Origin of the sequence: Methylorubrum populi, from assembly GCF_002355515.1 — a bacterium.
In the GTDB taxonomy this organism is placed as follows: domain Bacteria; phylum Pseudomonadota; class Alphaproteobacteria; order Rhizobiales; family Beijerinckiaceae; genus Methylobacterium; species Methylobacterium populi_A.
In genome coordinates this window covers 1,384,693-1,408,864 of record NZ_AP014809.1, presented here as the reverse complement: position 1 = coordinate 1,408,864, position 24,172 = coordinate 1,384,693, and the positions used below count along the sequence as shown (strand labels likewise).

At 68.4% G+C, this 24,172-nt stretch carries 8 protein-coding genes and 2 pseudogenes; 3 read left to right on the top strand and 7 right to left on the bottom strand.

Translation table 11 applies throughout. From position 1 onward, the window contains the following. Window positions 1-142: 142 nt before the first annotated feature. Window positions 143-1,225, top strand: coding sequence for a DUF1521 domain-containing protein (locus MPPM_RS06460; RefSeq protein WP_244573490.1), 1,083 nt, complete (start codon window positions 143-145; stop codon window positions 1,223-1,225). Between the two features lie 299 nt (window positions 1,226-1,524). Then, entirely contained in the window at window positions 1,525-2,412 is an 888-nt protein-coding gene (locus MPPM_RS06455; RefSeq protein WP_096484338.1) for a response regulator, read from the top strand. A gap of 218 nt (window positions 2,413-2,630) precedes the next feature. Here MPPM_RS06455 and istB read toward each other — a convergent pair whose 3' ends face one another. From istB to MPPM_RS27860, 4 genes and pseudogenes are all read right to left on the bottom strand, one after another. Beyond that, window positions 2,631-3,362 carry an IS21-like element helper ATPase IstB gene (gene istB / locus MPPM_RS06450; protein WP_096483901.1) on the bottom strand — a complete coding sequence of 244 codons (732 nt, stop codon included), beginning with the start codon at window positions 3,360-3,362 and terminating at the stop codon, window positions 2,631-2,633. Next, a complete protein-coding gene (istA, locus tag MPPM_RS06445; RefSeq protein ID WP_096483900.1) occupies window positions 3,362-4,867 on the bottom strand; it encodes an IS21 family transposase in 1,506 nt (501 codons plus the stop codon). The genes istB and istA overlap by 1 nt, the downstream gene beginning before the upstream one ends. Window positions 4,868-4,953: 86 nt before the next feature. Then, the gene (locus MPPM_RS27865) at window positions 4,954-5,880 is read right to left on the bottom strand and encodes a hypothetical protein (RefSeq protein ID WP_162296257.1); all 927 of its coding nucleotides are present in this window, start codon (window positions 5,878-5,880) and stop codon (window positions 4,954-4,956) included. A gap of 1,398 nt (window positions 5,881-7,278) precedes the next feature. Further along, window positions 7,279-7,486: pseudogene (locus tag MPPM_RS27860) on the bottom strand (IS5/IS1182 family transposase); the annotation flags it as partial. A 579-nt stretch (window positions 7,487-8,065) separates the two neighbouring features. Between MPPM_RS27860 and MPPM_RS06425 the strand changes: the two are divergent. Next, window positions 8,066-20,872 (top strand): Ig-like domain-containing protein, encoded by a 12,807-nt coding sequence (locus MPPM_RS06425; protein ID WP_348529773.1) that lies wholly within the window; start codon window positions 8,066-8,068, stop codon window positions 20,870-20,872. A gap of 1,434 nt (window positions 20,873-22,306) precedes the next feature. Here MPPM_RS06425 and MPPM_RS28810 read toward each other — a convergent pair. The 3 genes and pseudogenes from MPPM_RS28810 to MPPM_RS06410 form a co-directional block, all read right to left on the bottom strand. After that, on the bottom strand, window positions 22,307-22,744 hold the full coding sequence (locus MPPM_RS28810) for a hypothetical protein (protein ID WP_244573488.1): 438 nt from the start codon (window positions 22,742-22,744) through the stop codon (window positions 22,307-22,309). A 141-nt stretch (window positions 22,745-22,885) separates the two neighbouring features. Then, a pseudogene (locus tag MPPM_RS06415) lies at window positions 22,886-23,095 on the bottom strand (hypothetical protein); the annotation flags it as partial. A gap of 84 nt (window positions 23,096-23,179) precedes the next feature. Then, window positions 23,180-24,136, bottom strand: a complete 957-nt coding sequence (locus tag MPPM_RS06410; RefSeq protein ID WP_244573487.1) for a LysR family transcriptional regulator — start codon at window positions 24,134-24,136, stop codon at window positions 23,180-23,182. Between the last annotated feature and the right edge of the window lie 36 nt (window positions 24,137-24,172).

Sequence of the window (24,172 nt, the reverse complement as noted above, 5' to 3'; positions counted from 1 at the left end):
AGCGCGCCGGCAGGGGCGCCGGTTGCCCGGAGCTTCGGCCCCGGTTGGCTCCGGCACCCGAAGGCCTCACCGTCGGTCGTCAGTGCGGCGCGTGCATGCGGGCCTCGACCGGCTCCCGACCGAACCTCTTCGGAGCTGAATCATGTCTTTCGGAATCTCGAACGTGTCGGGCGCGAACGGCGCCCTCGCGGGCAGCGGCCTCTCGGACAACGGCGCCGTGGCCGCCCAGAACTTCCTCAACGCCCTGCTCGGCCAGGAGGAATCGCCCCGCTCCGGCGGCGCGGCCTTCCTCGCCGACGTGAAGGAGACCAAGAATCCGGAGCAGAAGCGCGCCCTGATCGATGGCTTCGCGGAGGGCTTCGCGGCGGCCTCCCAGGCCGGCGCGTCCGACGCCTCCGCCGAGACGTCCGGCGCGGGCGAATCCCGGGCCGCGGGCACGGCGCAGACCGCCGAGGCCGGTGCGGAGGACGAGGCGGCGAGCCCGGCCGAGCTCATGAGCGGCTTCCAGGAGATTGCCGACCGAGTGGCCGACTCGGATCTTTCCAAGAACGCCAAGAACACCCTGCTCGACGGCATCGCCACGCTGATGTCGAAGCTTCAGGCCGAGGCGCCGTCGGAGGCTCCGTCCGAGGAAGCGGATGCGGGATCGGCCACGCCGAGCGCCGCCTCCGGTCCGGCCGCGAGCGCGGATGAGAGCACGGGTGAGAGCGCGAACACGGGTGTCTGGAGCCACGAGCTCAAGGACGGCGAGGCGACGATCCAGCTCGGCGACAAGTACACCATCCAGGCCAATGAGAAGGACGCAACCTGGACGGTGACCAACAACGAGACCGGCAAGACCACCAAGGTCTGGGGCGACCCCCATGTCGACACGGACAACGACGGCAAGAACGATTTCGACTTCAAGAAGGACATGACCTTCAAGCTCGACGATGGCACCAAGATCACGGTGGGCACCGTCCCGGGTGGCGAGAACGGCACCACCTTCTCATCCTCGCTGACGATTACCAACGGTGACAAGGCCATGCAGGTGACGGGTCTCGGCGACGCGCATGACGGCGAGAACAACCTCGAGGTGAAGCAGTCCGACGCCGGTGCCACCCTCGACGATCTGGAGCATGACGGCTCGACCACGATCTACGAGAACGGCGGCGCGTGGCAGACGAAGGACGGCAAGGCCGTCGATCAGTCGATCATCGACGCAGCGGAGGCCGCCGCGGCCTGATCCTGGCCAGCGCTCCGCAACTCAGCCCGCCCGAGGCCCGGCCTCGGGCGGGTTCACCGCGCCGAATGCGAATCGGCCCGGACGGCCGCAATAATAACTTCGCCAGCAAATCAAATATAATAACCCCTTTTATCGCAGAGGCTTAGATATTTGCCGTGTCTATGCTTCTGCATCGATCGGGTTTTGCGGCTTTGCACGTTATAAAAACTCGATTATTCCTTCGGTTCTAGGCGAAGGTCTCGTGGGATCTTGCGAACATCGTTGAACGGCGTGCGTCTGCGTCGAGAGGGGCATTCGGGATGCGGATTCTTGTCGTCGACGATGATCAGGCCTGTGCCGATTGCATCGGCGCGATCCTGCGGGACGAGGGCTTCGTCGCCGACCACGTGACGACGCTCTCCGATGCGAGCCTCTCGGCCACGCTCGCCCCCTACGAGGCGATTCTCGTGGACCGCATGCTGCCGGATGGCGACGGCCTCGACTGGGTCCGGGAGCAGCGGCGCTCCGGCAGCACAGTGCCGATGCTGATCATCACCGCCGAGCGGGACGCGGTCGACCATCGGGTCGAGGGTCTGAATGCCGGGGCGGACGACTACATCCTCAAGCCGATGCCGCTCGACGAGCTCATCGCCCGGATCCGGGCGGTCATGCGCCGGCCCGTCGCCACGCTCGACCAGGTCCTGCGGGCCGGCAACGTGACCTTCGATCCCGGCAACCGCGAGGTGCGGGTGGCGGGCAAGCCGCTGCGCATGCCGCGCCGGGAAACCTGCATCTTCGAGATGCTGATCCGCCGGGCCGGCAAGACGGTGGCGAAGGGCGTTCTGGAGGAAGGACTCTACAGCTTCGAGGACGAGGTCTCCTCGAATGCCATCGAGGTCGGCATCTACCGCCTGCGCGGCCATCTCATGGGTTCGGGCGCCACCGCGATGGTGCGCACCGTTCGAGGCACGGGCTACGTTCTGGAAGCGCCCGACGAGCCGATCACCGTGCCGGAAGCGCCGGGGGCCGTGCCCGAGGCCGCCCTGGTCGCGGCCCAGGTCGCGGTGGTCCTGTCGAACCAGTCGGCCTCCTCGGCCGCGACCATCCCGGCGGCCATCGCCGCGAGCCTGCCCGAGGCGCCGCCCTCGGAGACCGCCGCCGCCGTGGTCGCTGCCGTCATCGCCGTCAGCCTCGCCAAGGGCCGGTAGCACCGCCTCCTAGCGAGGCGTCACGCGTCGCGGTGCGACCGCTGTCAATCGGCGTCCAATAGGGACCCAGGATCGGCGTCCAAAAGGGACCCACCCGCCGCGTATGAGCGCCGACGCAGAGGCCGATGCCGCGCAGCCGGTCGGGTCAGCGGAGCGGCATCGGCCTCGTCTCCAGCCTGACGGCGGATCGGGCCTCGGCTCTTTGAGACAATCGGCACTCAGCTGCGCGTCTTCAGCCGCCAGCTGGCATTGCCCGTTTCCAGGATATCGCAGTGGTGCGTGAGCCGGTCGAGTAGCGCCGTTGTCATCTTCGCGTCCCCGAACACGCTCGGCCACTCGCCAAACGGCAGGTTCGTCGTCACGATCATCGAGGTTCGCTCGTAGAGCCGGCTGACCAGATGGAACAGCATCTGCCCGCCAGCGCGCGGGAACGGTAGGTAGCCGAGTTCGTCCAGGATCACGAGGTCCATCCGTGCCAGCTGTGAGGCCAGCCGGCCGGCCTTGCCTGCCCGCGCCTCTGCCTCAAGCTGGTTGACCAGATCGACCGTGTTGAAGAAGCGCACCCGCGCCTCCCGCTCCCGCACACAGTTCGCCCCGATCGCGATGGCCAGATGCGTCTTACCCGAGCCCGTGCCGCCGATCAGCACCGCGTTGCGGCTGTCAGTCAGGAAGTTGCCCTGGTGCAGGTCGCGCACCATCGCCGCGTTCACCGGCGAGGCGGTCAGGTCAAACTCGGCCAGCGTCTTCAGGACCGGGAACTTCGCGTTGCCCATGCGGTAGGCCGTGGCCCGACTCTCCACGTCAGCCAGTTGCGCGGCCAGCAAATCCCCCACGACCCGCTCTGGCGCATGTCCGCGCTTGCCAGCTTGCGTGATGATCTCGTCGTAGGCGGCGCGCATGCCGCGCAGCTTGAGCTTGACCATCAGGTCGACGACGGTGTGTCGCTCCATCAGATCGCCTCCAGAGCGCGCAGGCCGTCGTAGCGCGCGCAATCCGCCGCAGGCTCGACCCCAAGCGTCAAGCTGGCGGGTGTTGGCACCGGCGCAGGGGGGACGCTCTCGCGGCTGCGCGCGAGCAGGTTGAGCACCGCATCGGCGCTGAACAGACGCGCGGCCAAGGCGGCGGTGCATGCAGCCTCGACCGCCCCCAGGCCTGCCTCGGGCACGGCCGAGAGGATCGCGACGAACTGCCGATCGCCATCGGCATGTGCACGCAACCGCTCGCGGATCTGAGCCAAGCCGCCGGGCAGGTCCCACTCACGGAAGGGCTCGCCGTTGCGCAACGCTCCGGGCTTGCGGGCCAGCACGGGCAGGTAGTGCCAGGGATCGTAGACGGTCTGGTAGCGGCCGAAGCAACGCGCATGCTCGGCCACGATCTGGCCGGTGAGGAAGATGGCGATCCGGTCGGCATAGGCACGCAGCTGCACGTGTCGCCCGGCGGCGCGGGCGGCCACCGAGTAGCGGTTGGAGTCGTAGCGCACGAGGCAGGTCTTGGAGGTGACCACCTCGACCTCGTGGAAGCCGTCGAACGCGCCGCGGTAGGGGATCAGCGCCGGCTGGTCCTCGGTCTCGAAGACCGCTTGGACGGTGCGGTCGCGTTGAACCGGATGGACCGCGGTGGAAGCCCAGAGCCGGCACTGCTGCTCGAGCCAGTGGTTGAGGTCGACCAGCGTCTCGAAACGCAGGACCGGCTTGAAGAAGCGGTTGCGGGCGGTGCGCACCTGGTTCTCGACCTGTCCCTTCTCCCAGCCCGCGCTGGGGTTGCAGGCGGTGGGCTCGGTCAGGTGATGCGAGCAGAGCTGAAGGAAGCGGCGGTTGAAGGTGCGCTGGCGACCCACGAAGATTGCCGAGACGGCGGTGCGCATGTTGTCGTAGATGCCGCGCCTGCAGGAGCCGCCGAAGAACCGGAAGGCGTGCTCATGGGCGTCGAAGACCATCTCCTGCGTCTCACGCGGGTAGGCTCGCAGCAGGAAGAGCCGGCTGTGGCAGAGCCGGATATGGGCGACTTTGACCTGCGTGGTGATGCCGGCAAGTCGGATGGTCTCGTGGCTCCAGTCGAACTGGTAGGCCTCACCCGGCGCGAAGGCGAGCGGCACGAACACACCAGCGGCGGTGGCGACATGCTCCGCAAACCAGCGTTGCGCGTAGCGGCGCACCGCGTCGTAGCCGCCGGCATAGCCCTCCGCCCGTAGCCCCTCAAACAGGCGCGTGAGGCTGAGGCGCTCGCGTTTGGGCTTGATCAACTCCTCGGCCAGCAGGACGTCGAGGCGCGCGATGTGTCCGTCGAGTTGCGGCCGGGGCTGGTGCTGGCGCTTGTAGGCGAAGGCGGTCTTGTCCGAGCGCAGCGCCTTGCGCACGACTTTGCGGGATAGGCGCAGCTCGCGCGAGATCTCCCGGATGCTCCGGTGCTCACGAAACAAGCGTCGGATCTTGGCGATGGTCTCCACGATCAACATCCCCGGCTGGCTCCCTGACCGTGAGCGGTAGGGAGCAAGAGATGCACGGGGGCGGGGTGGGTCCCTATTGGGCGCCGATCAGCCCCTCAGCCGGGTCCTTTTTCCACGCCGATACCCAACCGCCGCCTGCGCGCGATGAGCGTGGCCAGCCACGCCCGTTCGCTCGGCGCCGTCTCCTCCGGGAGATCCGTCTCGAGCGGGGCTCCGCCGCGGCGGTTCCGACGCCAGCGGAGGACGCGCAGGATCGCCCACAGGCCGTTGCCGCGTTGTGGCGCTCCAGAGGTGCGGGACGGCGGGCGGCGCTCCGTCCGACGGGCCAGAAATGGATTGTAGAGGGGCAGCGGCGCGGCGCCGAGGCCGGACGCGCCGGCTGGCGTCACCCCGCTTCCCGATGCGCCGAAAAAATCACCCGCGGCCGGGCCGACCGACCCCGCATTGGGCCCGGCCGATCGCTGCTCCGAGAGGCCGGCCGGAGGCCGGGAGACGTCCGCCACACCGATGCCGGCGCTCGGCGCGCCCCCCTGGCCGGCCGGAGCCGCAGGCATCGGAGCAGGCACGGCCGCGGACATCTGGTGGGTCGCAACCGCTGCGGATGCCACGGCCGTGTCGCTCCGCGATTGCGCCGCGACGATCGTGCGCGGCTCGATCTGAGCAGCTGACCGGAGATCGGGCACGCGCTCTTGTCCGAACGGAGTCGGGGCGGCGAGACCGGCACCGTCGCGCGACGGTTGCCGTTCCGTCTCCGACACGGTCTCGTGGCGGCCGGGGGGCGAGTCGGCCATCTTCGTCGGGTTCGAGTCGGCCTGGGCAGCCACCTGTGCCGCGCCCGATTCATTCGGCACTGCCGGCGGCCGGAGCGCCTCCGAACGGACCGCATCCGCTGCGGTGCCGGGCGCAGGTGCCGGAGGCCGTGTCGCGAGCGGTGGGATTGCCTGGATGGTCGCTGGAGTCAGCGCAGGCACCCGGACGGAATCCGGCGGTGGCCCGGCATTGGCCGAGGCGACACCCACCATTGCGACGGCCGAGGTGACGGTGGGCGGCGCAGGCCTCTCCCCCGCCACGGCGGTCTCGGTGAAGGGCCGCGGGGTGGTCCTCCATGCCGCGTCGAGGACGCGCGCGCCGCTGGCGGTTTGGACCGGAGCGATATCGGGACGCGCTCCGGTCGCCCGCGCGGTGTCGTCCCTCCCCGATGCGTCGGCCGCGGCGCGTGTAATCGCATCACGGATCGGTTCGAGAGTTGGTCCTCCACCGGGTGTCCGCCTCGGTGCAAGGCGCGGCGCGAGAGTCAGTGCAAGGGTTGCGCGCGCATCGTCGAGGACCGGCAAGGCGCCGGTGGTGCGCCCCGGATCGACAGGCCGGCCGGGTAGCACGGGGCGTGACGGGATTGCCCCATCCGTCTCGATGCCGCCTGCCGGTTCTCCTGTTCCCGGTGCTTCCTGGGTGAGCGGTGCGATACGCGTCTTCTCGCCACCTCGGGGCGGCCCGGCCCCCGCTTGGCCCGCGGCGACCACGCCGGCTACTCCGGATTGAACCGGCGCATCGATCCCGCTTCCGGCTGCCACGGGAGCTTGCCGACCCGCAGACCTCTCACCACCGTTCTGCCGCTGCTCGTCCGCGAGGCGAGGGGCAACCGGCTCCTGCCCCGGGATGTGCGCCGTGCGGGGGCGATCCGGCCGCGCAAGGGGACCGGCAAGCTGCAGGCCACCGCGTCCGGCGGGTGCTGCACGGTGTGCGCCCACGATCTCGGCAGCCCGCAGCCCTTCCGCGGCTTCAGGAGCACGGCGTTCCGCGTGCGACCGCCTCGGAGCCGGTGCTCCACTCAGACCCATCAGGAGTGGCTCGGGACGGGCGCCGACACCCTCGGGACCGGTCTCGTTTCGCTGCCCGAGCTGGAGCCGCAGGCCGACCCCGATGACGGAGCCGATCCGTGCCTCCAGCCCGAGATCGACGAACGCCCCCCGGTCGTTTCCATTCTTCGACGCCTCGGGTGGAACCCTGGGAGGCCCGGTCGGCGCTGCCGCGGCGCCGGCCCGATCCGCGACGGATCTCTGCGCATGATCGCCGCTCGGATCGAAGGCTGGCCCCGCATCCCGGCGATCGCCGGCCATCTCCGGAGACCGGCCCAGACCCAGAAGGACTCCGATTAAGATCGTCATCGTCCACTCGGCCCACTCGCATCGGCTTCCGGTCAGAGCCTACGGAGCCAACCTGACAACGACCTGTCGAGACAGGGATGAGCCCCCGGGATTGGGAAGCGACACGTTCGATCCGCCCCTGCCGAGGTGGCCTGCCTTGAGGAACAGCCTGCGAGTGAGTGTCCCTGCACGAACGTTGAACTAACGCGACCGCGTAGGGACTGATCGGCGACCCGGCCGCGAACGCATTCGGGAGTTCGAGACAACCACCGGCGGCTTGCTGGCCCGGTCGCGCATCATGCCGTCGTCGTCGACGAGCGGGAGCGGTGTCCGGTCGACTTTCCGGCGTGGCCGCGATGGGTTGCCAGCCGGGCGGGTGCAGGCATCGGCTGCAGGGGCGGAGGTGAACGCGGATCGGCTGAAGGTGCCGTCGCTGCGCGGACTGGTCGAAGACGGGGATGTGCGGCTCGACCCCAGGCTCGTGCCTCACCCGGCCCCATCAGGCCGGCGACGGGGAGCGGACAATCGGGCCACAGGCCGGATGAGATCGAGCCGTCAGGGACGGCTGGAGCCACCGGGACAGCTCTGCAAGCCAGTCACGGTCTGCTGCCATCGCCACCCTTCGCTCCGGATCAACCTACCGCGCGGTTCCTCCGCGAAGCCACCTCGTTCCATCAACATGCCGAAGTCGTGCTTGGGCGGTTCGCGCGGGGTCTCCGAGACGTCGCCCACGAATACAGCCTCCGGCTCACGATCCGCCCCCAATTGAAGCATTTGATTGTGCCGTATGCGTCAGCGTCTCACATAATGAAAATAATATTTTCAAAGAATAGACTTTCCATATTTGAGCTACGACACATTGAAGCAGCGTATACTAGTGCAGAGTAAAAAATTATTTTCAGAATTATAGCTTCCATCACCCAGATTAAACCGCATGTTTGCGGCTGGGATTGCTCGGATTTCATCATTCTAATGCCGAGCAAATCTCGCTCTGATCGACGAATTACGCTTGGAGTCGTTGATTTTCGGATCTTCGACAAAAAGCACAGAGTGCTTGGAGTTGATGATGGCGGCGGTGACCCAGACGTTTAGCGGCTCTCTCAACAGTGCTGGGAACCCTTTAATCGTAGATGGGTATGCTTATACTCAATACAATTCGGCGGGCGTTCCAGCTGGAACACTTTCCGTCGCCAACTTTGGCTTGTCCGACGCGCAGCTTCGGACTGGCCAGGGCACGGGTATCGGCGTTGGTGTGCTGGATGGCGCCGGCTATCTGTCCATTTCACAAGTTTCCGGGGGACAGTTCGATTTAAATCGACTGAACATCAACAGTGGAGCTGCGGTCGGAGTCGCAACAACCACCTATTTCGTTGGGTACAGAAACGGCGAGCCGGTCGTCTCGAGAACCTTGGTGCAGGTCCTCGATTTAGGTGGGCTTCTCGGTGAAACCCGGGTCGACTTTCCGGCAGAATGGAGCGGCTTAACCGAGGTAAGAATTTTCAACGGCAGTGTTCTTGATGTCAGTCTGGGGCAACTCGGCTTTCGTATCGATGACATTGTCACGAATGACCGGTATGCTCCTGCGATACCGACGTTAACGACGGACGCGACTGCAACACAAGACAATACTCCAACGCTGTTTGGCACGGCAGAAGCCGGATCGACCGTTGCGATTTACAACGGGGCGGCGCAAGTCGCCACCGTCATCGCGAATTCTTCGGGCCAATACTCTTTCACGCCCTCGTCCGCCCTGGCGGACGGAATCTACAATTTCAGTGCGCGCGCAACGGATGCGAGCGGAAACGTGAGCGGAGCTTCCGCTTCGGTTCGGGTGACGATCGATACAGTCGCGCCGATAGCTCCTACGATCACCGCGACTTCGGCCTCGACCAACGACAACACGCCGACACTGAACGGTACGGCCGAGGCCGGCAGTACGGTGGCGATCTATAGCGGCACGACTCTGCTCGGCACGACCGTGGCGGGCGCCAATGGCAGTTTCTCCTTCACGCCTACCACCGCTCTCGCCGACGGCACCTACAGCTTCACGGCCCGGGCCACGGATGCAAGCGGCAATACCGGGCCAGCCTCGGCCGCGATCAGCCTGCAGATCGATGCGACCGCGCCGGTCGCGCCCGTCTTCACAACAGGCGGCGGTCTCACCAACGACACGACGCCGACCCTGACCGGCCGGGCCGAAGCCGGCAGCACAGTCACGGTCTACAACGGGTCCGTGGTGCTCGGCACGACGGTGGCGGCGGCTGATGGCAGCTTCAGCTTCACGCCGGCCACGGCCCTGAACGAGGGCAGCTATGGCCTGACGGCGACCGCCCGCGACGCCCTCGGCAATTCCAGCCCGCTCTCGGCCCCGCTGGGGGTAATCATCGATTCCGTTGCCCCGGGGCTGCCCACGATCGTGGCGCCTGCCTTCACCAACAATGTGGCGCCGGCGATCACCGGCACGGCCGAGGCCGGCAGCACGGTGACGATCTACAACGGCACCACCGCGCTCGGCACCGCCGTCGCGGGGGCCGACGGTCGCTACGCCTTCACGCCCGCCTCCCCGCTCGCCGCGGGCACCTACACCCTCACGGCAACCGCCACCGACCCGGCCGGCAATGTCAGCGCACGGTCCACGGCGACCTCGACGGTGATCGACCTCACCGCGCCCCTCGCCCCGACGCTCACCGCCGGCACGGCCGCCACGGCCGACACCACACCGACCCTCACCGGCACCGCGGAGGCCGGCAGCACGGTCACGGTCTTCAACGGCGCGGCCGTCCTCGGCACGGCGGTCGCGGGAGCGAACGGCACCTTCTCGTTCACCCCGACGATTCCGCTCACCGACGGTACCTACTCCCTGACGGCGATTGCGCGCGACCCGGCCGGCAATCTCGGGCCGGCCTCCGCGGCAATCAGCCTGCAGATCGACGCGACACCGCCGGCCGCACCGACCTTCCTGTCGGGGGGCGGCCTGACCAACGATTCGACGCCGACCCTGACCGGCACGGCGGAGGCCGGCAGCACGGTCACCATCCTCAACGGCACCACCGTGCTCGGCACGGCGCAAGCGGATGCCAACGGCGCCTTCACCTTCACGCCCACGACGCCCCTCGCGGAGGGCGGCTTTGCCCTGACGGCGGTCGCCCGCGATGCCGTCGGCAACGCCTCGCCGGCTTCCGCGGCCCTGTCCGTGCAGATCGATCTCACCGCGCCCACCGCGCCGGTGATTGCGCCGCTGGGCCCGACGAACAGCACCACGCCGACGATCACCGGCAGCGCGGAGGCCGGCAGCACGGTCACCATCCTCAATGGCACCACCGTGCTCGGCACCACCACGGCGCTCGCCAACGGCACCTTCTCGTTCACGCCGCCGACGGCCCTCGTCGACGGGACCGCGAGCCTCACCGCCACCGCCCGCGACGCGGCCGGAAACGTCTCGAGCCCGTCCGTCCCCGTCAGCGTCACGATCGATACCGGCGTTCCCGCCGCACCCGCTTTCAACGTGCCGTCGCCGACGAACGACCCGACCCCGGCCCTTACCGGCACCGCCGAGGCCGGCTCCACCGTCACCATCAGCAGCAATGGAACCGTGCTCGGCACGACCGTCGCGGGGGCCGACGGCACCTTCTCCTTCACGCCGGCCAACGCCCTGCCGGACGGCACGACCAACCTCACCGCCACCGCCCGCGATGCGGCCGGCAACCTCTCGCCCGTCTCGGCCGCGGTCGCGCTGACGATCGACACCGCGGCACCGGCCGCGCCGGCCCTCGCCTCGATCCCGCTCACCAACGATTCGACGCCGACCCTCACCGGCACGGCGGAGGCCGGCAGCACGGTCACCATCCTCAACGGCACCACCGTGCTCGGCACGACGGTGGCGCTCGGCAACGGCACCTTCGCGTTCACGCCGACGACGGCCCTCGCCGACGGGACCACGAGCCTCACCGCCACCGCCCGCGATGCCGCCGGCAACCTCTCGGGGGCCTCGCCCGCCGCGACCGTCACGGTCGACACCGCCGCGCCCACCGCGCCGGTCATCACGCCGCTGGGCCCGACGAACAGCACCACGCCGACGATCACCGGCACGGCGGAGGCCGGCAGCACGGTCACCATCCTCAACGGCACCACCGTGCTCGGCACCACCACGGCGCTCGCCAACGGCACCTTCTCGCTCACGCTGACGACGGCCCTCGCCGATGGGACCACGAGCCTCACCGCCACCGCCCGCGACCTGGCCGGCAACCTCTCCGCACCCTCCGTCCCGCTCAGCGTGACGGTCGATGCGACGGCTCCCGGAACGCCGGTCATCACGCCGCTCGGTCCGACGAACGACACGACGCCGACGATCACCGGCACCACCGAGGCCGGCTCCACCGTCACCATCAGCAGCAACGGAACCGTGCTCGGCACGACCGTCGCGGGGGCTGACGGCACCTTCTCCTTCACGCCGGCCGACGCCCTGCCGGACGGCACGACCAACCTCACCGCCACCGCCCGCGACGCGGCCGGGAACCTCTCGCCCGTCTCGGCCGCGGTCGCGCTGACGATCGACACCGCGGCACCGGCCGCGCCGGCCCTCGCCTCGATCCCGCTCACCAACGATTCGACGCCAACCCTCACCGGCACGGCGGAGGCCGGCAGCACGGTCACCATCCTCAACGGCACCACCGTGCTCGGCACGACGGTGACGCTCGGCAACGGCACCTTCGCGTTCACGCCGACGACGGCCCTCGCCGACGGGACCACGAGCCTCACCGCCACCGCCCGCGATGCCGCCGGCAACCTCTCGGGGGCCTCGCCCGCCGCGACCGTCACGGTCGACACCGCCGCGCCCGGCGCGCCGGTCATCGCGCCGCTGGGCCCGACGAACAGCACCACGCCGACGATCACCGGCACGGCGGAGGCCGGCAGCACGGTCACCATCCTCAACGGCACCACCGTGCTCGGCACCACCACGGCGCTCGCCAACGGCACCTTCTCGCTCACGCCGACGACGGCTCTCGCCGACGGGACCACGAGCCTCACCGCCACCGCCCGCGACCTGGCCGGCAACGTTTCCGTGCCGTCCGCGATCCTCACCGTCACGGTCGACAGGACGGCTCCCGGAGTGCCGGCGATCGATCCGCTCGGCCTGACGAACGACGCCACGCCGACGATCACCGGCACCGCCGAGGCCGGCTCCACCGTCACCATCAGCGGCGACGGGACGGTGCTCGGTGTCGTGACGGCGGGGCCCCAGGGCACCTTCTCGTTCACGCCGACGACGGGCCTCGCCGAGGGCGTCACGAACCTCACCGCCACCGCCCGCGATGCGGCCGGCAACCTCTCGCCCGTCTCGGCCGCGGTGGCGCTGACGATCGACACCGCGGCACCGGCCGCGCCGGCCCTCGCCTCGATCCCGCTCACCAACGATTCGACGCCGACGATCACCGGCACGGCGGAGGCCGGCAGCACGGTCACCATCCTCAACGGCACCACCGTGCTCGGCACGACGGTGGCGCTCGGCAACGGCACCTTCGCGTTCACGCCGACGACGGCCCTCGCCGACGGGACCACGAGCCTCACCGCCACCGCCCGCGACGCCGCCGGCAACCTTTCGGGGGCCTCGCCCGCCGCGACCGTCACGGTCGACACCACCGCGCCCGGCGCGCCGACTCTCGCGCCGGTAACGGACCCGCCCACGGACACGACGCCGACGATCACCGGCAGCGCGGAGGCCGGCAGCACGGTCACGATCTTCGCCGGCACGATCGTGCTCGGCACCACCACGGCGCTCGGCGACAACACCTTCTCGTTCACGCCGACCGTACCCCTGCCGAACGGTGTCTCGCAGATCACCGCGACCGCGCAGGACGCCGCCGGCAACGTCTCGGGGCTCTCGGCCGCCCTCGAAGTCTCCGTCATCAACGGTGCCTCGGACTTCCTGACCGTCGATTACCTGCCGCCGACCAACCTCGCCACGCCGACCATCAGCGGCTCCGCCACCGCGGGCGACACGATCACGATCAGTCTCGGCGGAACGGAGATCGGCACCGGGACGGCGGGAGCCGACGGGCGGTTCAACATCGCGGTACAAACCGCCATCCCCGAGGGGCCGCAAACCCTGACCGTGGTTGCCACGGATACGGACCTCCCCGGCGCCGTGGCGACGGCGACGCTCGACGTGCTGATCGACCTCACCCCGCCCGGGGCGCCAACCCTCGCCGCCTTCGTGGTGCCGACCAACGACCCGTCGGCCGTCATCCGCGGCAGCGGGGCCGAAGCCGGCTCCACGGTGACGGTTACGGCCGCGGCCGGAACCATCGTCATCGGCACCGCGCTCGCCGACGCCAACGGCAACTTCGTCGTCACGCCGGACAACCCGCTGGTGGATGGCACGCTCTCCCTCCAAGCCACCGCTCGCGACGTCGCGGGCAACGTCTCCCTCCCGTCGAACGTGGTCGAGCTGGAGGTCGATCTCACCCCGCCCGAGGTGCCGTCGGTCGACCTGCTCCGGCCGACCAACGACACGACGCCGACCATCACCGGCTCGTCCGATCCCGGATCGGTCGTCCTGATCTCGGTCAACGGCGTCGAGATCGGGAGCACGGTGGCGAACGGAGACGGCACCTTCGCGTTCACGCCCGGCACCCCACTGGCGAACGGCGCGATCTCGATCACCGCGACCGCGCGGGACACCGCCGGCAACGTCTCGGCCGCCTCGCCGGCGGTGACCGGGACCATCGATACGATCCCACCTGCGGTGCCCCTCCTGAGCACGGTTTCGGGCTCGATCGGCGACAACACCCCGACCATCACGGGGACCGCCGATCCCGGCTCGACCGTCACGCTCAGCAGCAACGGCAGCGTTCTCGGAACCGCGACGGCCGACCAGAACGGCCAGTTCTCCTTCACTCCGCTCCAGGCCCTGGCCGATGGGGCGGCGGTGATCACGGCGACAGCCTGGGACGCGGCCGGCAACGCCTCCGCCGCCTCCACGGCGATCACCCTCACCATCGATACGGTGGCGCCGTCGGCCCCCGCCTTCACACTCGCCTCGGGTGCCACGGCGAACAACACGCCCACCATCACCGGCACCGCCGAAGCCTTGGCGCTCGTCGTCATCTATAACGGTGCCGACGAGCTGGGCACCTTGTCAGCGGACGCCAACGGGGTCTTCTCCTTCACGCCCGCGACGCCGCTCGCGGACGGATCCTACACGCTCACCGCCACCGCCCGGGATGCCGCCGGCAATACCGGGCCGGCCTCCGCCTCCATTACCCTCGGCATCGATACCGACGTGCCGCAGGCTCCGGCGGTCGACCCACTTGCGCCGGCGACGCGGGACAACACGCCCACCATCACGGGTACGGCGGAGGCCGGGTCGACCGTGACCCTCCTGAACGGCACCACCGTGCTCGGCACGGCCATCGCCGACCAGAACGGCGCCTTCAGCTTCACGCCCACGACGCCGCTCGGCGACGGTACCTACACCCTCACCGCCACGGCCACCGATGCGGCCGGCCAGGTCGGTCCCGCCTCTCAGCCGATCCCCTTCACCATCGACACCGCGGCGCCCGCCGCACCGACGCTGACGAGCCCCGGCGGGGCCGTCGCCGACACCACTCCGGACATCACCGGCACCGGTGAGGCCGGCACCACCGTCACCCTGTTCGACGGCGCCACTGCCGTGGGAACCGCCACGGTCGCCCAGAACGGCACCTTCACGGTCAGCCCGGCCACCCCGCTGACGCAGGGCGCCCACAGCCTCACCGTCCAGCTCACCGACGCGGCCGGCAATGTCAGCGCGGCCACCGCCCCGCTCAGCGTCGTCGTCGACACGCTGCCGCCATCCGCGCCCGTCATCACCAATGCGGGCCTGACCAACGACAGCACGCCGACCATCACCGGCACGGCGGAGGCCGGCACCACCGTCACCCTGAGCAACAACGGCACGGTGCTGGGCAGCGTCGTGACCGACGGCAACGGCGCCTTCAGCTTCACGCCGACGCAGGCCTTCGGCGAGGGCGCCAACCAAGTCACGGTCGTGGCCCGTGACGCGGTCGGCAATCTCGGCCCGGCCTCCGCGGCCGTGACCTTCACCGTCGACACCGTCGCTCCGCTGGCACCCTCGATCACGACGGCCGGAGGTCTGACCAGCGACGACACGCCCACCATCACGGGTCGTGCGGAGGCGGGCACGACCGTGACCCTCCTGAACGGCACCACCGTGCTCGGCACGGCCATCGCCGACCAGAACGGCGCCTTCAGCTTCACGCCCACGATACCGCTCGGCGACGGCACCTACACCCTCACCGCCACGGCCACCGATGCGGCCGGCCAGGTCGGCCCCGCGTCCCAACCCGTCACGCTCACCATCGACTCCACCCCGCCCGCCGCACCGACGGTGACGAGCCCCGGCGGGGCCGTCGCCGACACCACCCCGGACATCACCGGCACCGGTGAGGCCGGCACCACCGTCACCCTGTTCGACGGCGCCACCGCCGTGGGAACCGCCACGGTCGCCCAGAACGGCACCTTCACGGTCAGCCCGGCCACCCCGCTGACGCAGGGCGCCCACAGCCTCACCGTCCAGCTCACCGACGCGGCCGGCAATGTCAGTGCGGCCACCGCCCCGCTCAGCGTCGTCGTCGACACGCTGCCGCCATCCGCGCCCGTCATCACCAATGCGGGCCTGACCAACGACAGCACGCCGACCATCACCGGCACGGCGGAGGCCGGCACCACCGTCACCCTGAGCAACAACGGCACGGTGCTGGGCAGCGTCGTGACCGACGGCAACGGCGCCTTCAGCTTCACGCCGACGCAGGCCTTCGGCGAGGGCGCCAACCAAGTCACGGTCGTGGCCCGTGACGCGGCGGGCAATCTCGGCCCGGCCTCCGCGGCCGTGACCTTCACCGTCGACACCGCCGCACCGAACATCCCGAACCTGACGCCGGTGGCCGGCCCCATCAACGACGGCACGCCGACCCTCACCGGTACGGCGGATGCCGGGGCGACCGTGACCCTTCTGAACGGCACCACCGTGCTCGGCACGGCCATCGCCGACCAGAACGGCGCCTTCAGCTTCACGCCCACGACGCCGCTCGGCGACGGTACCTACGCCCTCACCGCCACGGCCACCGATGCGGCCGGCAATGCGAGCGGGACTTCGGTTCCGGTGGTCCTGGCCATCGACACCGCGGCGCCCGCCGCACCGACGCTGACGAGCCCCGGCGGGGCCGTCGCCGACACCACTCCGGACATCACCGGCACCGGTGAGGCCGGCACCACCGTCACCCTGTTCGACGGCGCCACCGCCGTGGGAACCGCCACGGTCGCCCAGAACGGCACCTTCACGGTCAGCCCGGCCACCCCGCTGACGCAGGGCACCCACAGCCTCACCGTCCAGCTCACCGACGCGGCCGGCAATGTCAGCGCGGCCACCGCCCCGCTCAGCGTCGTCGTCGACACGCTGCCGCCATCCGCGCCCGTCATCACCAATGCGGGCCTGACCAACGACAGCACGCCGACCATCACCGGCACGGCGGAGGCCGGCACCACCGTCACCCTGAGCAACAACGGCACGGTGCTGGGCAGCGTCGTGACCGACGGCAACGGCGCCTTCAGCTTCACGCCGACGCAGGCCTTCGGCGAGGGCGCCAACCAAGTCACGGTCGTGGCCCGTGACGCGGCGGGCAATCTCGGCCCGGCCTCCGCGGCCGTGACCTTCACCGTCGACACCGCCGCACCGAACATCCCGAACCTGACGCCGGTGGCCGGCCCCATCAACGACGGCACGCCGACCCTCACCGGTACGGCGGATGCCGGGGCGACCGTGACCCTTCTGAACGGCACCACCGTGCTCGGCACGGCCATCGCCGACCAGAACGGCGCCTTCAGCTTCACGCCCACGACGCCGCTCGGCGACGGTACCTACACCCTCACCGCCACGGCCACCGATGCGGCCGGCAATGCGAGCGGGACTTCGGTTCCGGTGGTCCTGGCCATCGACACCGCGGCGCCCGCCGCACCGACGCTGACGAGCCCCGGCGGGGCCGTCGCCGACACCACTCCGGACATCACCGGCACCGGTGAGCCTGGGGCCACGGTGACGCTCCTGAACGGCTCTTCGCCGATCGGGACCGCCGTGGTGGGCGCGGACGGCACCTTCACGGTCAGCCCGGCCACCCCGCTCGCCGAAGGCAGCTACGACCTCGCCGTGCAGCTCACGGACGCGGCCGGCAATGCCGGTGCACCCTCGGCCCCACTCAGCATCGTCGTTGACACGCAGATCGACGCCGCGCCCGCCGTCACCTTCGCCGTGGAGACCACGGCGGACGGCATCCTCAACGCGCGAGAGGCCGCCGCGACGGCCTTCACGGTGACGGGCCTCGACGCCAGCACCACGGCGACGGCCACGTTCAGCGACGGCAGGGCGACCGTGACGGTCACGGTCGGCGCCGACGGCAGCTACGCGGCGGATCTCGACGCACTGGACGGTCCGGTGACCGCGAGCCTGCTCCTCACGGACGCGGCGGGCAACACCGCCACGGTTTCCGGCCCGACCGTCACCCTCGACACCTCGGCTCCCGTCGGCACGGCGGTGGCCGACACGGCGGGTGGCGCGGCGGTGGCGAGCTTCACCTACGGGGTGAGCTTCTCCGAGGCGGTCACCAACGTCAGCGTCGACGACTTCGTGCTGACCGGCACGAACGGAGCGACCGGGACTGTCACGGGCATCGTCGGCTCGGGCGGCGCCTACACCGTGACGGTGGCGGGGGTGACCGGCACCGGTACCCTGACCCTCGCCCTCGCGGCGGAATCCGACATCGCTGACGCCGCCGGCAACCGCGCCACGCTCGCGGCGGGAAGCCGCGACGTGACCGGAATCCCGCCGGTCCTGCCGGTGATCACCGGCTATACCGACGACACCGGCGTGCCGAGCGACGGCCTTACCCGCGACACCACCCCGACGCTAACCGGTATCGGTGCTGCGGGGGCAACCGTGGCGCTCACCGCGGCGGGCGCGGCGGGCACGGTCACGGCCACCGGCCTCGTCGCCGCCGACGGCACCTGGAGCGTCGCGCTGCCGAGCCTCGCGGAGGGGGCTTACAGCGTCACCGCCAGCCTGACCGACGCCGCCGGCAGCCCGATCGGTACCTCGGCTCCGTTCGCACTCACGATCGACACCACCGTCGACGGCGGTGCTCCCGCCACCTTGACGGTCGATCCGACAGCCGATGGCGTCATCGACGCGGCGGAGGCTGCCGCCGCCGCCTTCGCGGTAGCGGGGCTCGATCCCGGCACCAGCGGCAGCGTCATCTTCACCGACGGAATCCGCCAGACGAGCGTCGCCGTGGCGGCCGACGGCTCCTACACGGTGGACCTGTCAGGCTTCAGCGGGCGCGTGACCTCGGCGCTCAACCTCAGCGATGCGGCCGGAAACACGAGCACGATCGCGGGCGGCACGCTGACGCTCCAGACCGGGCGGCCCGGCGCCCCGGTGGTCACGGGTCTCGCCGACGATACCGGCGCCCTCGGGGACGGGCTGACAGGTGACACCACGCCGACGCTCTCCGGCCTGGCCGATCCGGGCAGCACGATCCGTGTCACCGCCGGCGCTCCCGATGGAACCGTCACGGTCGAGACGCAGGCCAATGCCGCCGGCGCGTGGTCGACGACCTTGCCGAGCCTCGCCGACGGCATCTACGCGGTGACCGCCGTGGCGATCGACGCCGCCGGCAACGTCAGCGCGGCGAGCGATCCGTTCACCTTCGGCATCGACGCGAGCGCACCGAATGCTCCGGTCGTGACGGCCGGAGGCGGCGTGACCAGCGACACCACCCCGGCCATCATCGGCACCGGTGAGCCCGGGGCCACGGTGACGCTCCTGAACGGCTCTTCGCCGATCGGGACCGCCGTTGTGGATGCGGACGGCACCTTCACGGTCAGCCCGACCACCCCGCTCGCCAGCGGCAGCTACGACCTCGCCGTGCAGCTCACGGACGCGGCGGGCAATGCCGGCGCGCCCTCCGCCGCCATCGGCGTGGTCATCGATACCGGCGTGCCGAATGCACCCACGCTGGCGCCGCTCGACCCGACGAACGACACGACGCCGACCATCACGGGCACGGCGGAGGCGGGTACGACGGTCACGATCTCGAACGGCACGAATGTGCTCGGCTCGGTCGTGGTCGGACCGGACGGCAGCTTCAGCTTCACACCGACGGCACCTCTGCCCGAAGGAACGGCCACTCTGACCGCCACGGCGCAGGACGCGGCCGGCAACGTCTCGGCGCCTTCCGCGACCGCGCTTGTGACGATCGATACGACCGCACCTGCCGCGCCGACGGTCACGCCTTTCCCGGGGACGACCACGGACACGACGCCGACCGTGACGGGAACAGGCGAGCCTGGAAGCACCGTGACGTTGCTGGAAGGGACGACGCCTCTCGGCACGGCCATCGTGCGGCCGGATGGGACCTTCGCCGTCACTCCGACCGATCCGTTCGCGGCGGGGCCCCACAACGTTTCCGTTCAACTGACGGATGCTGCTGGAAACATCAGCACAGCGTCTGACGCAATCGAGGTGATTGTCGTCGAAGGACCAAGCGATGGTGGCGGTGAACCTGGCGGCGGTACGCCTCCCCTGCTGGTGGGTGACGTCAACCAGACGCTGACCCACGCGCCGGCGGTCTCCGGCAACCTGCTCGCGAACGATGTCGGTGCGGCTCTCCGAGTCACGGCCGTGCAGTTCGCCGACGGGCGGCAGGTCGCGGTCCCCGGTTCGGGCACCGTCGAGGTCGTGGCCGACCACGGCACCCTGACGGTCTCGGCAGACGGCAGCTACAGCTACCAAGCCATCGGCGCGAACAACCTCGACTACAACGCTCGTGCCGCCGAGCATTTCACCTACACGGTGACGGATGCAGCCGGTGCCCTCGCGCAGTCGAGCCTCGACATCAGCCTCGGCGGACAGAAGCCGCAGGCCAGCGCCGACTTCGCCTTCGCCTTCACGGAGGCACGGGTGGCACTCGTGGGCGAGGCCCTGACGCTCGTCGGCCCCGACGGCGTGACGCGGGACATCAGCGGCATCGACACCCTGCGCTTCACCGACGGCGAAATCCAAAACAACGACGGACACCATGTCGTGGACGACGTGTTCTACTACGCCAACAACCTCGATGTCTGGCGGGCGCAGGTCGATGCCGACACGCATTACGAAACCTACGGCTGGAAGGAGGGGCGAGATCCGAACGCCTATTTCCACACCCGCGAGTACCTCGCCGAGAACCCGGACGTGGCGGCTGCCGACATCAATCCGCTCGAGCACTACGTCACCTACGGCGAGCGCGAGGGCCGCAGCCCAAGCCCGAACTTCTCTGCCGAAGCCTACCTCCACCGGAATTCCGATGTGGCGGCGCAAGGGATCAACGCCCTGGCGCACTACCTGACCTACGGGCAGGAAGAGGGCCGATCGGTCTTTGCAGGCGAGAGCGAGGGGCCGGGCCGGCTGATCGGCGATTTCGACGCCGATTTCTATCTGGCTCGGTATGCCGATGTCGCGGCGGCGGTGCCCACCGGGCGGGACGCCGGATCCTTCGCCTTCGAGCACTACCTGAAATACGGCGCGAGCGAGCTGCGCAATCCCAACGCCGTGTTCGACACCGCGTATTACCTGGAGCAGAACCCGGGTGTCGCCGCATCGGGCACCAATCCGCTGCTGCATTACCAGGAGTTCGGGTGGCGCGAGGGGGCCAATCCGAGCGCGTCGTTCGACACGAACGGGTACCTGGCGAGCCATCCCGAGGTGGTCGCAGCCGGCATCGACCCGCTCGGACATTACCTCCAGACGGGAAGCAGTATCGGCCACACCCTCGTCTAGTGAGTGACGCGGCAAGATTAGGGCGTTGACCGTCTAGCGCATCGTGCTGGATTTCGGATCCAGCACGATGCTCTAGGCTTCTGCTTTTGCATCATCTTTTTCCGAAAGCCGGAAACCACCTTTCGGGATGATGCTCTAGAGGCGGTCTCGCCATCGACGTGGTGTGTCCACTCTCGTCATCCGACTTGGCTCGGGCCTCCGGATTGATCGAATTGAAACGGGTTGCCCGGCTCACTGAGCCGGGCATACCGCTTCCCGCAGGCTGAGCAGCATCCGCCTCCGGCTTTAGCTGCTTCTTCACCCACGCGTCCGAGACATAGAGCTTCTGGAGCCGCTTCGCTTGCTGACCTGCGGAGGCATCCATGAGCCTCCAAATTCTTGGACGGCGCAGAACCACCGTGGTTGCCGGATGCCGAAGACATGGCATCCGCAAGCGACTGCCGTCCCGGTTGACCAACCCGACACCGCTGACTTGGCTTTGAACTGGACCATCAAAGCACCTCCGGGCTGTTACAGACCGCAACCGCAGCTTCGTTCACCATGACGATGTCGTCCTCCTCAGCCTCAGCCATCGCTCAGGCCGCCGGCACATCGATCGCCTGACGCCGCTACGGCTCGATCTTCGGAACGGCGCAGAGCCCAGACAGAGTCTATCCGAAAAATTGGGCCGCGAATTCGGTCGATGAAACGATGTTTTCCGCGGTGTTTTTAGTAAAAACCGGCTCGAAAACTTCCAATTCTGCTGCGGTGTTCTAAAAATATATTAGAGCACTGCGGCGCCCTGATGTGATCTTCATGGTGCCTTGGTCGCCGATGGCCAGTATCAACGTGAGCCGACAATGATTGTCCTAGCTCTTTTTCTAATCGTCGGGTTGTTGATCGGAAGGAAGTGTCAGACAAAATTGCTGATTGTGGCATCCTTTGCGGTGCTATGCGTGTCGGTTTCGACCGCATTCAGTCATGGGATTTTCACTATAATTGACGTATTATTGATGTTTTCGCGCCTTTCGGCATTGCAGGGCGGCTTTTTGATTGGCGCATACTTTCAAACAAGACGTGTAGAGAAAGGCTTTGGTTAGAGCCTGCCATTGCTTGCGCCAGTGGAGTGTCGCAGAGAGGCAGAGGACGCCGACGAAGCTCACAGAAATTGTCTCGTGACGGGGCTTTGTGCTGCCTCACCATCATTCACGCCGCTGACCCCCGCTCTCGTCGGCTTGCTTGGCAGGTTGAGCCGGTACGGAATGAGGTGCAGGGCCTGACGGCTCAGGCGGAGATTCGGATGTTCAGGCTCAGCCAGGCCAAGGGCGAGTGCGCCGCGCTCTCCAAGCGCGACATCGCTGCCGACCACTTGATCGCGGCGCGAGCGTTGCGTGGAGTACGGGAACGATGTCGCGGCAGCCCTCGACCATGCCCGCCACGCACTCGGTCAGGTGTTCAGGAGCGATCGTTCGGAGAAGGGATCACCGGACACGCATCATTCGCCGACAAGGTCTCGGAGGCCTGACACCACACGGCATAGGCACGTTCGCGCACCTCGAAGGCGGTGCGCAGCAGCGTGTCCGGCTCGCCGTGTGCCTCCGGCAGCAGGATGAGCCCGAGGTCGTTCGACTTGCAGTTGAGCACCTTGGCAGCCTCGCATCGCCACGTCGCGTCAGCCGCGACGAAGAGAAGTTCAGGTCCGGACAGATACATCTGGATCATTGAGCTTTTCAGAGAAATAGAAAGCGCTTCCTTTGCGCCTTCTGATTGCGCGCAACCGATTGAAGCGGGAAAATCGCGCGAACTCGGCGGTTTGTCGAGATTGCAGATTATAAGATCGCTTTGCTCACCGCCTTTTGAATGCATTATCCGATCAACTTGGCGCTGGGCCAAGCCGGGTTTCGGGCCACCATGCACATGGCTTCGCGCAGCAAGAGCTTACCAGACGTTTTTTGTTGAAGGATCCGTCATATGACGCGCATTTTTCTCCTTCGTAAATAAAAAATACTTTTCCACGAATGTCGGGCAGATGAATCAAGCTGTGTGGTTTTTTGCCTGCTTTGGTGCGCAGATTCTAGGGGCTGTTATGAACTTGCCGCGATTAGAGCGGCCTTTTTTGAGCATGCGGCAGACGAAGGCGACGAGATGCAGGACTGCCAACGTGCTTGCATAGCGCTCGTAGTCTTTGACGAGCCGACGGAAGCGGGTAGCCCAGGCGGAGGAACGCTCGACGACCCAGCGCCGGGAATGCCGAGAAAGCTTTCCGTGCCGCAGGTCATTCGGTGCGCTGATCACCCTTCAACCGAGCGAAGCACTCGATCGTGTCCGCTACCAACTCGCGGCTGCGGAGGGTCGGCTCGCTTCACCCGCAGGCATACCGGTCCGGCGCATCAAGGCCTCGCCTCCGGTTCCGGCAGCCAGCATGGCTGGGAGTTGCTTCATCGCGAAGTCGATGAAGCTGCGTGTTTTTGCCGGCAGCAGGCGTGAGGTCGTGACGATGTAGACCGGCGTCGGCGGCAGGTCCCACTCCGGCAGCACCTGCTCCAGTCGGCCATTGGCCACATCGCGCGCGACGCTGAGGCGGTGCGCGCTGAAGATGCCTTGTCCGGCCAGTGCAAGCTGGCGGGCCAAGTTCGCTGAGTTGCAGGAGAGCGGCCCGTTTACCGGGACCGGAACAGTTTCGTCACCGCGGCTGAGGGACCACGTCGTGCCCGCACCTTGGATCGGGACGATGGCACTGTGGTTCTCAAGAGCGTGTGGCCCTCCGGGCCAGCCGCGAGCCCTGAGATAAGTTGGTGAGGCGAAGAGGCCGTTTCCGACCTCGGCCACCTTGCGCATGATCAGCGAGGTCTCACGCGGCTCCTCGAGGGTCACGGCCAGATCGTAGTTGTCGCCCAGGAGATCGACGGCGCTGGGCTTCAGATCGACATGTACGCGGATGTGCTCGTGAAGCTTGGCGAACTCCGTGACGATCCGCGAGAAGTGTTGCAGCACCCATAAGTCTGGCGGCGCGGCGATCTTGAGGAACCCGCTCGGGCCCTTGGCCTCGGCCACGAGATTGTCGAAGGCCTGCTGCGCCTCTTCGACCAGTCGCGAGGCCTGGGCGAGGTAGGCCTCGCCGTACGACGTGAGGACGAGGCGCCGTGTGGTACGGTCGAGCAGCCGCAGGCCCACCACCTGTTCGAAGTGAGAAATCCGCCGCGAGAGCGACGAGATCGGCATGCCCAGGGTGGCTGCGGCTTTGCTGAAGCTTTTCTGTTTGGCCACTTCGACGAAGAGGGCCATGTCACGCAACATCTGTGCATTGGGCATATGTCTGTC

Coding starts and splice junctions, on each gene's coding strand:
- MPPM_RS06460 (WP_244573490.1), top strand. CDS start 143: ATGTCTTTCGGAATCTCGAACGTGTCGGGCGCGAACGGCGCCCTCGCG.
- MPPM_RS06455 (WP_096484338.1), top strand. CDS start 1,525: ATGCGGATTCTTGTCGTCGACGATGATCAGGCCTGTGCCGATTGCATC.
- istB (WP_096483901.1), bottom strand. CDS start 3,362: ATGGAGCGACACACCGTCGTCGACCTGATGGTCAAGCTCAAGCTGCGC.
- istA (WP_096483900.1), bottom strand. CDS start 4,867: ATGTTGATCGTGGAGACCATCGCCAAGATCCGACGCTTGTTTCGTGAG.
- MPPM_RS27865 (WP_162296257.1), bottom strand. CDS start 5,880: ATGGTGGGTGTCGCCTCGGCCAATGCCGGGCCACCGCCGGATTCCGTC.
- MPPM_RS06425 (WP_348529773.1), top strand. CDS start 8,066: ATGATGGCGGCGGTGACCCAGACGTTTAGCGGCTCTCTCAACAGTGCT.
- MPPM_RS06410 (WP_244573487.1), bottom strand. CDS start 24,136: ATGGCCCTCTTCGTCGAAGTGGCCAAACAGAAAAGCTTCAGCAAAGCC.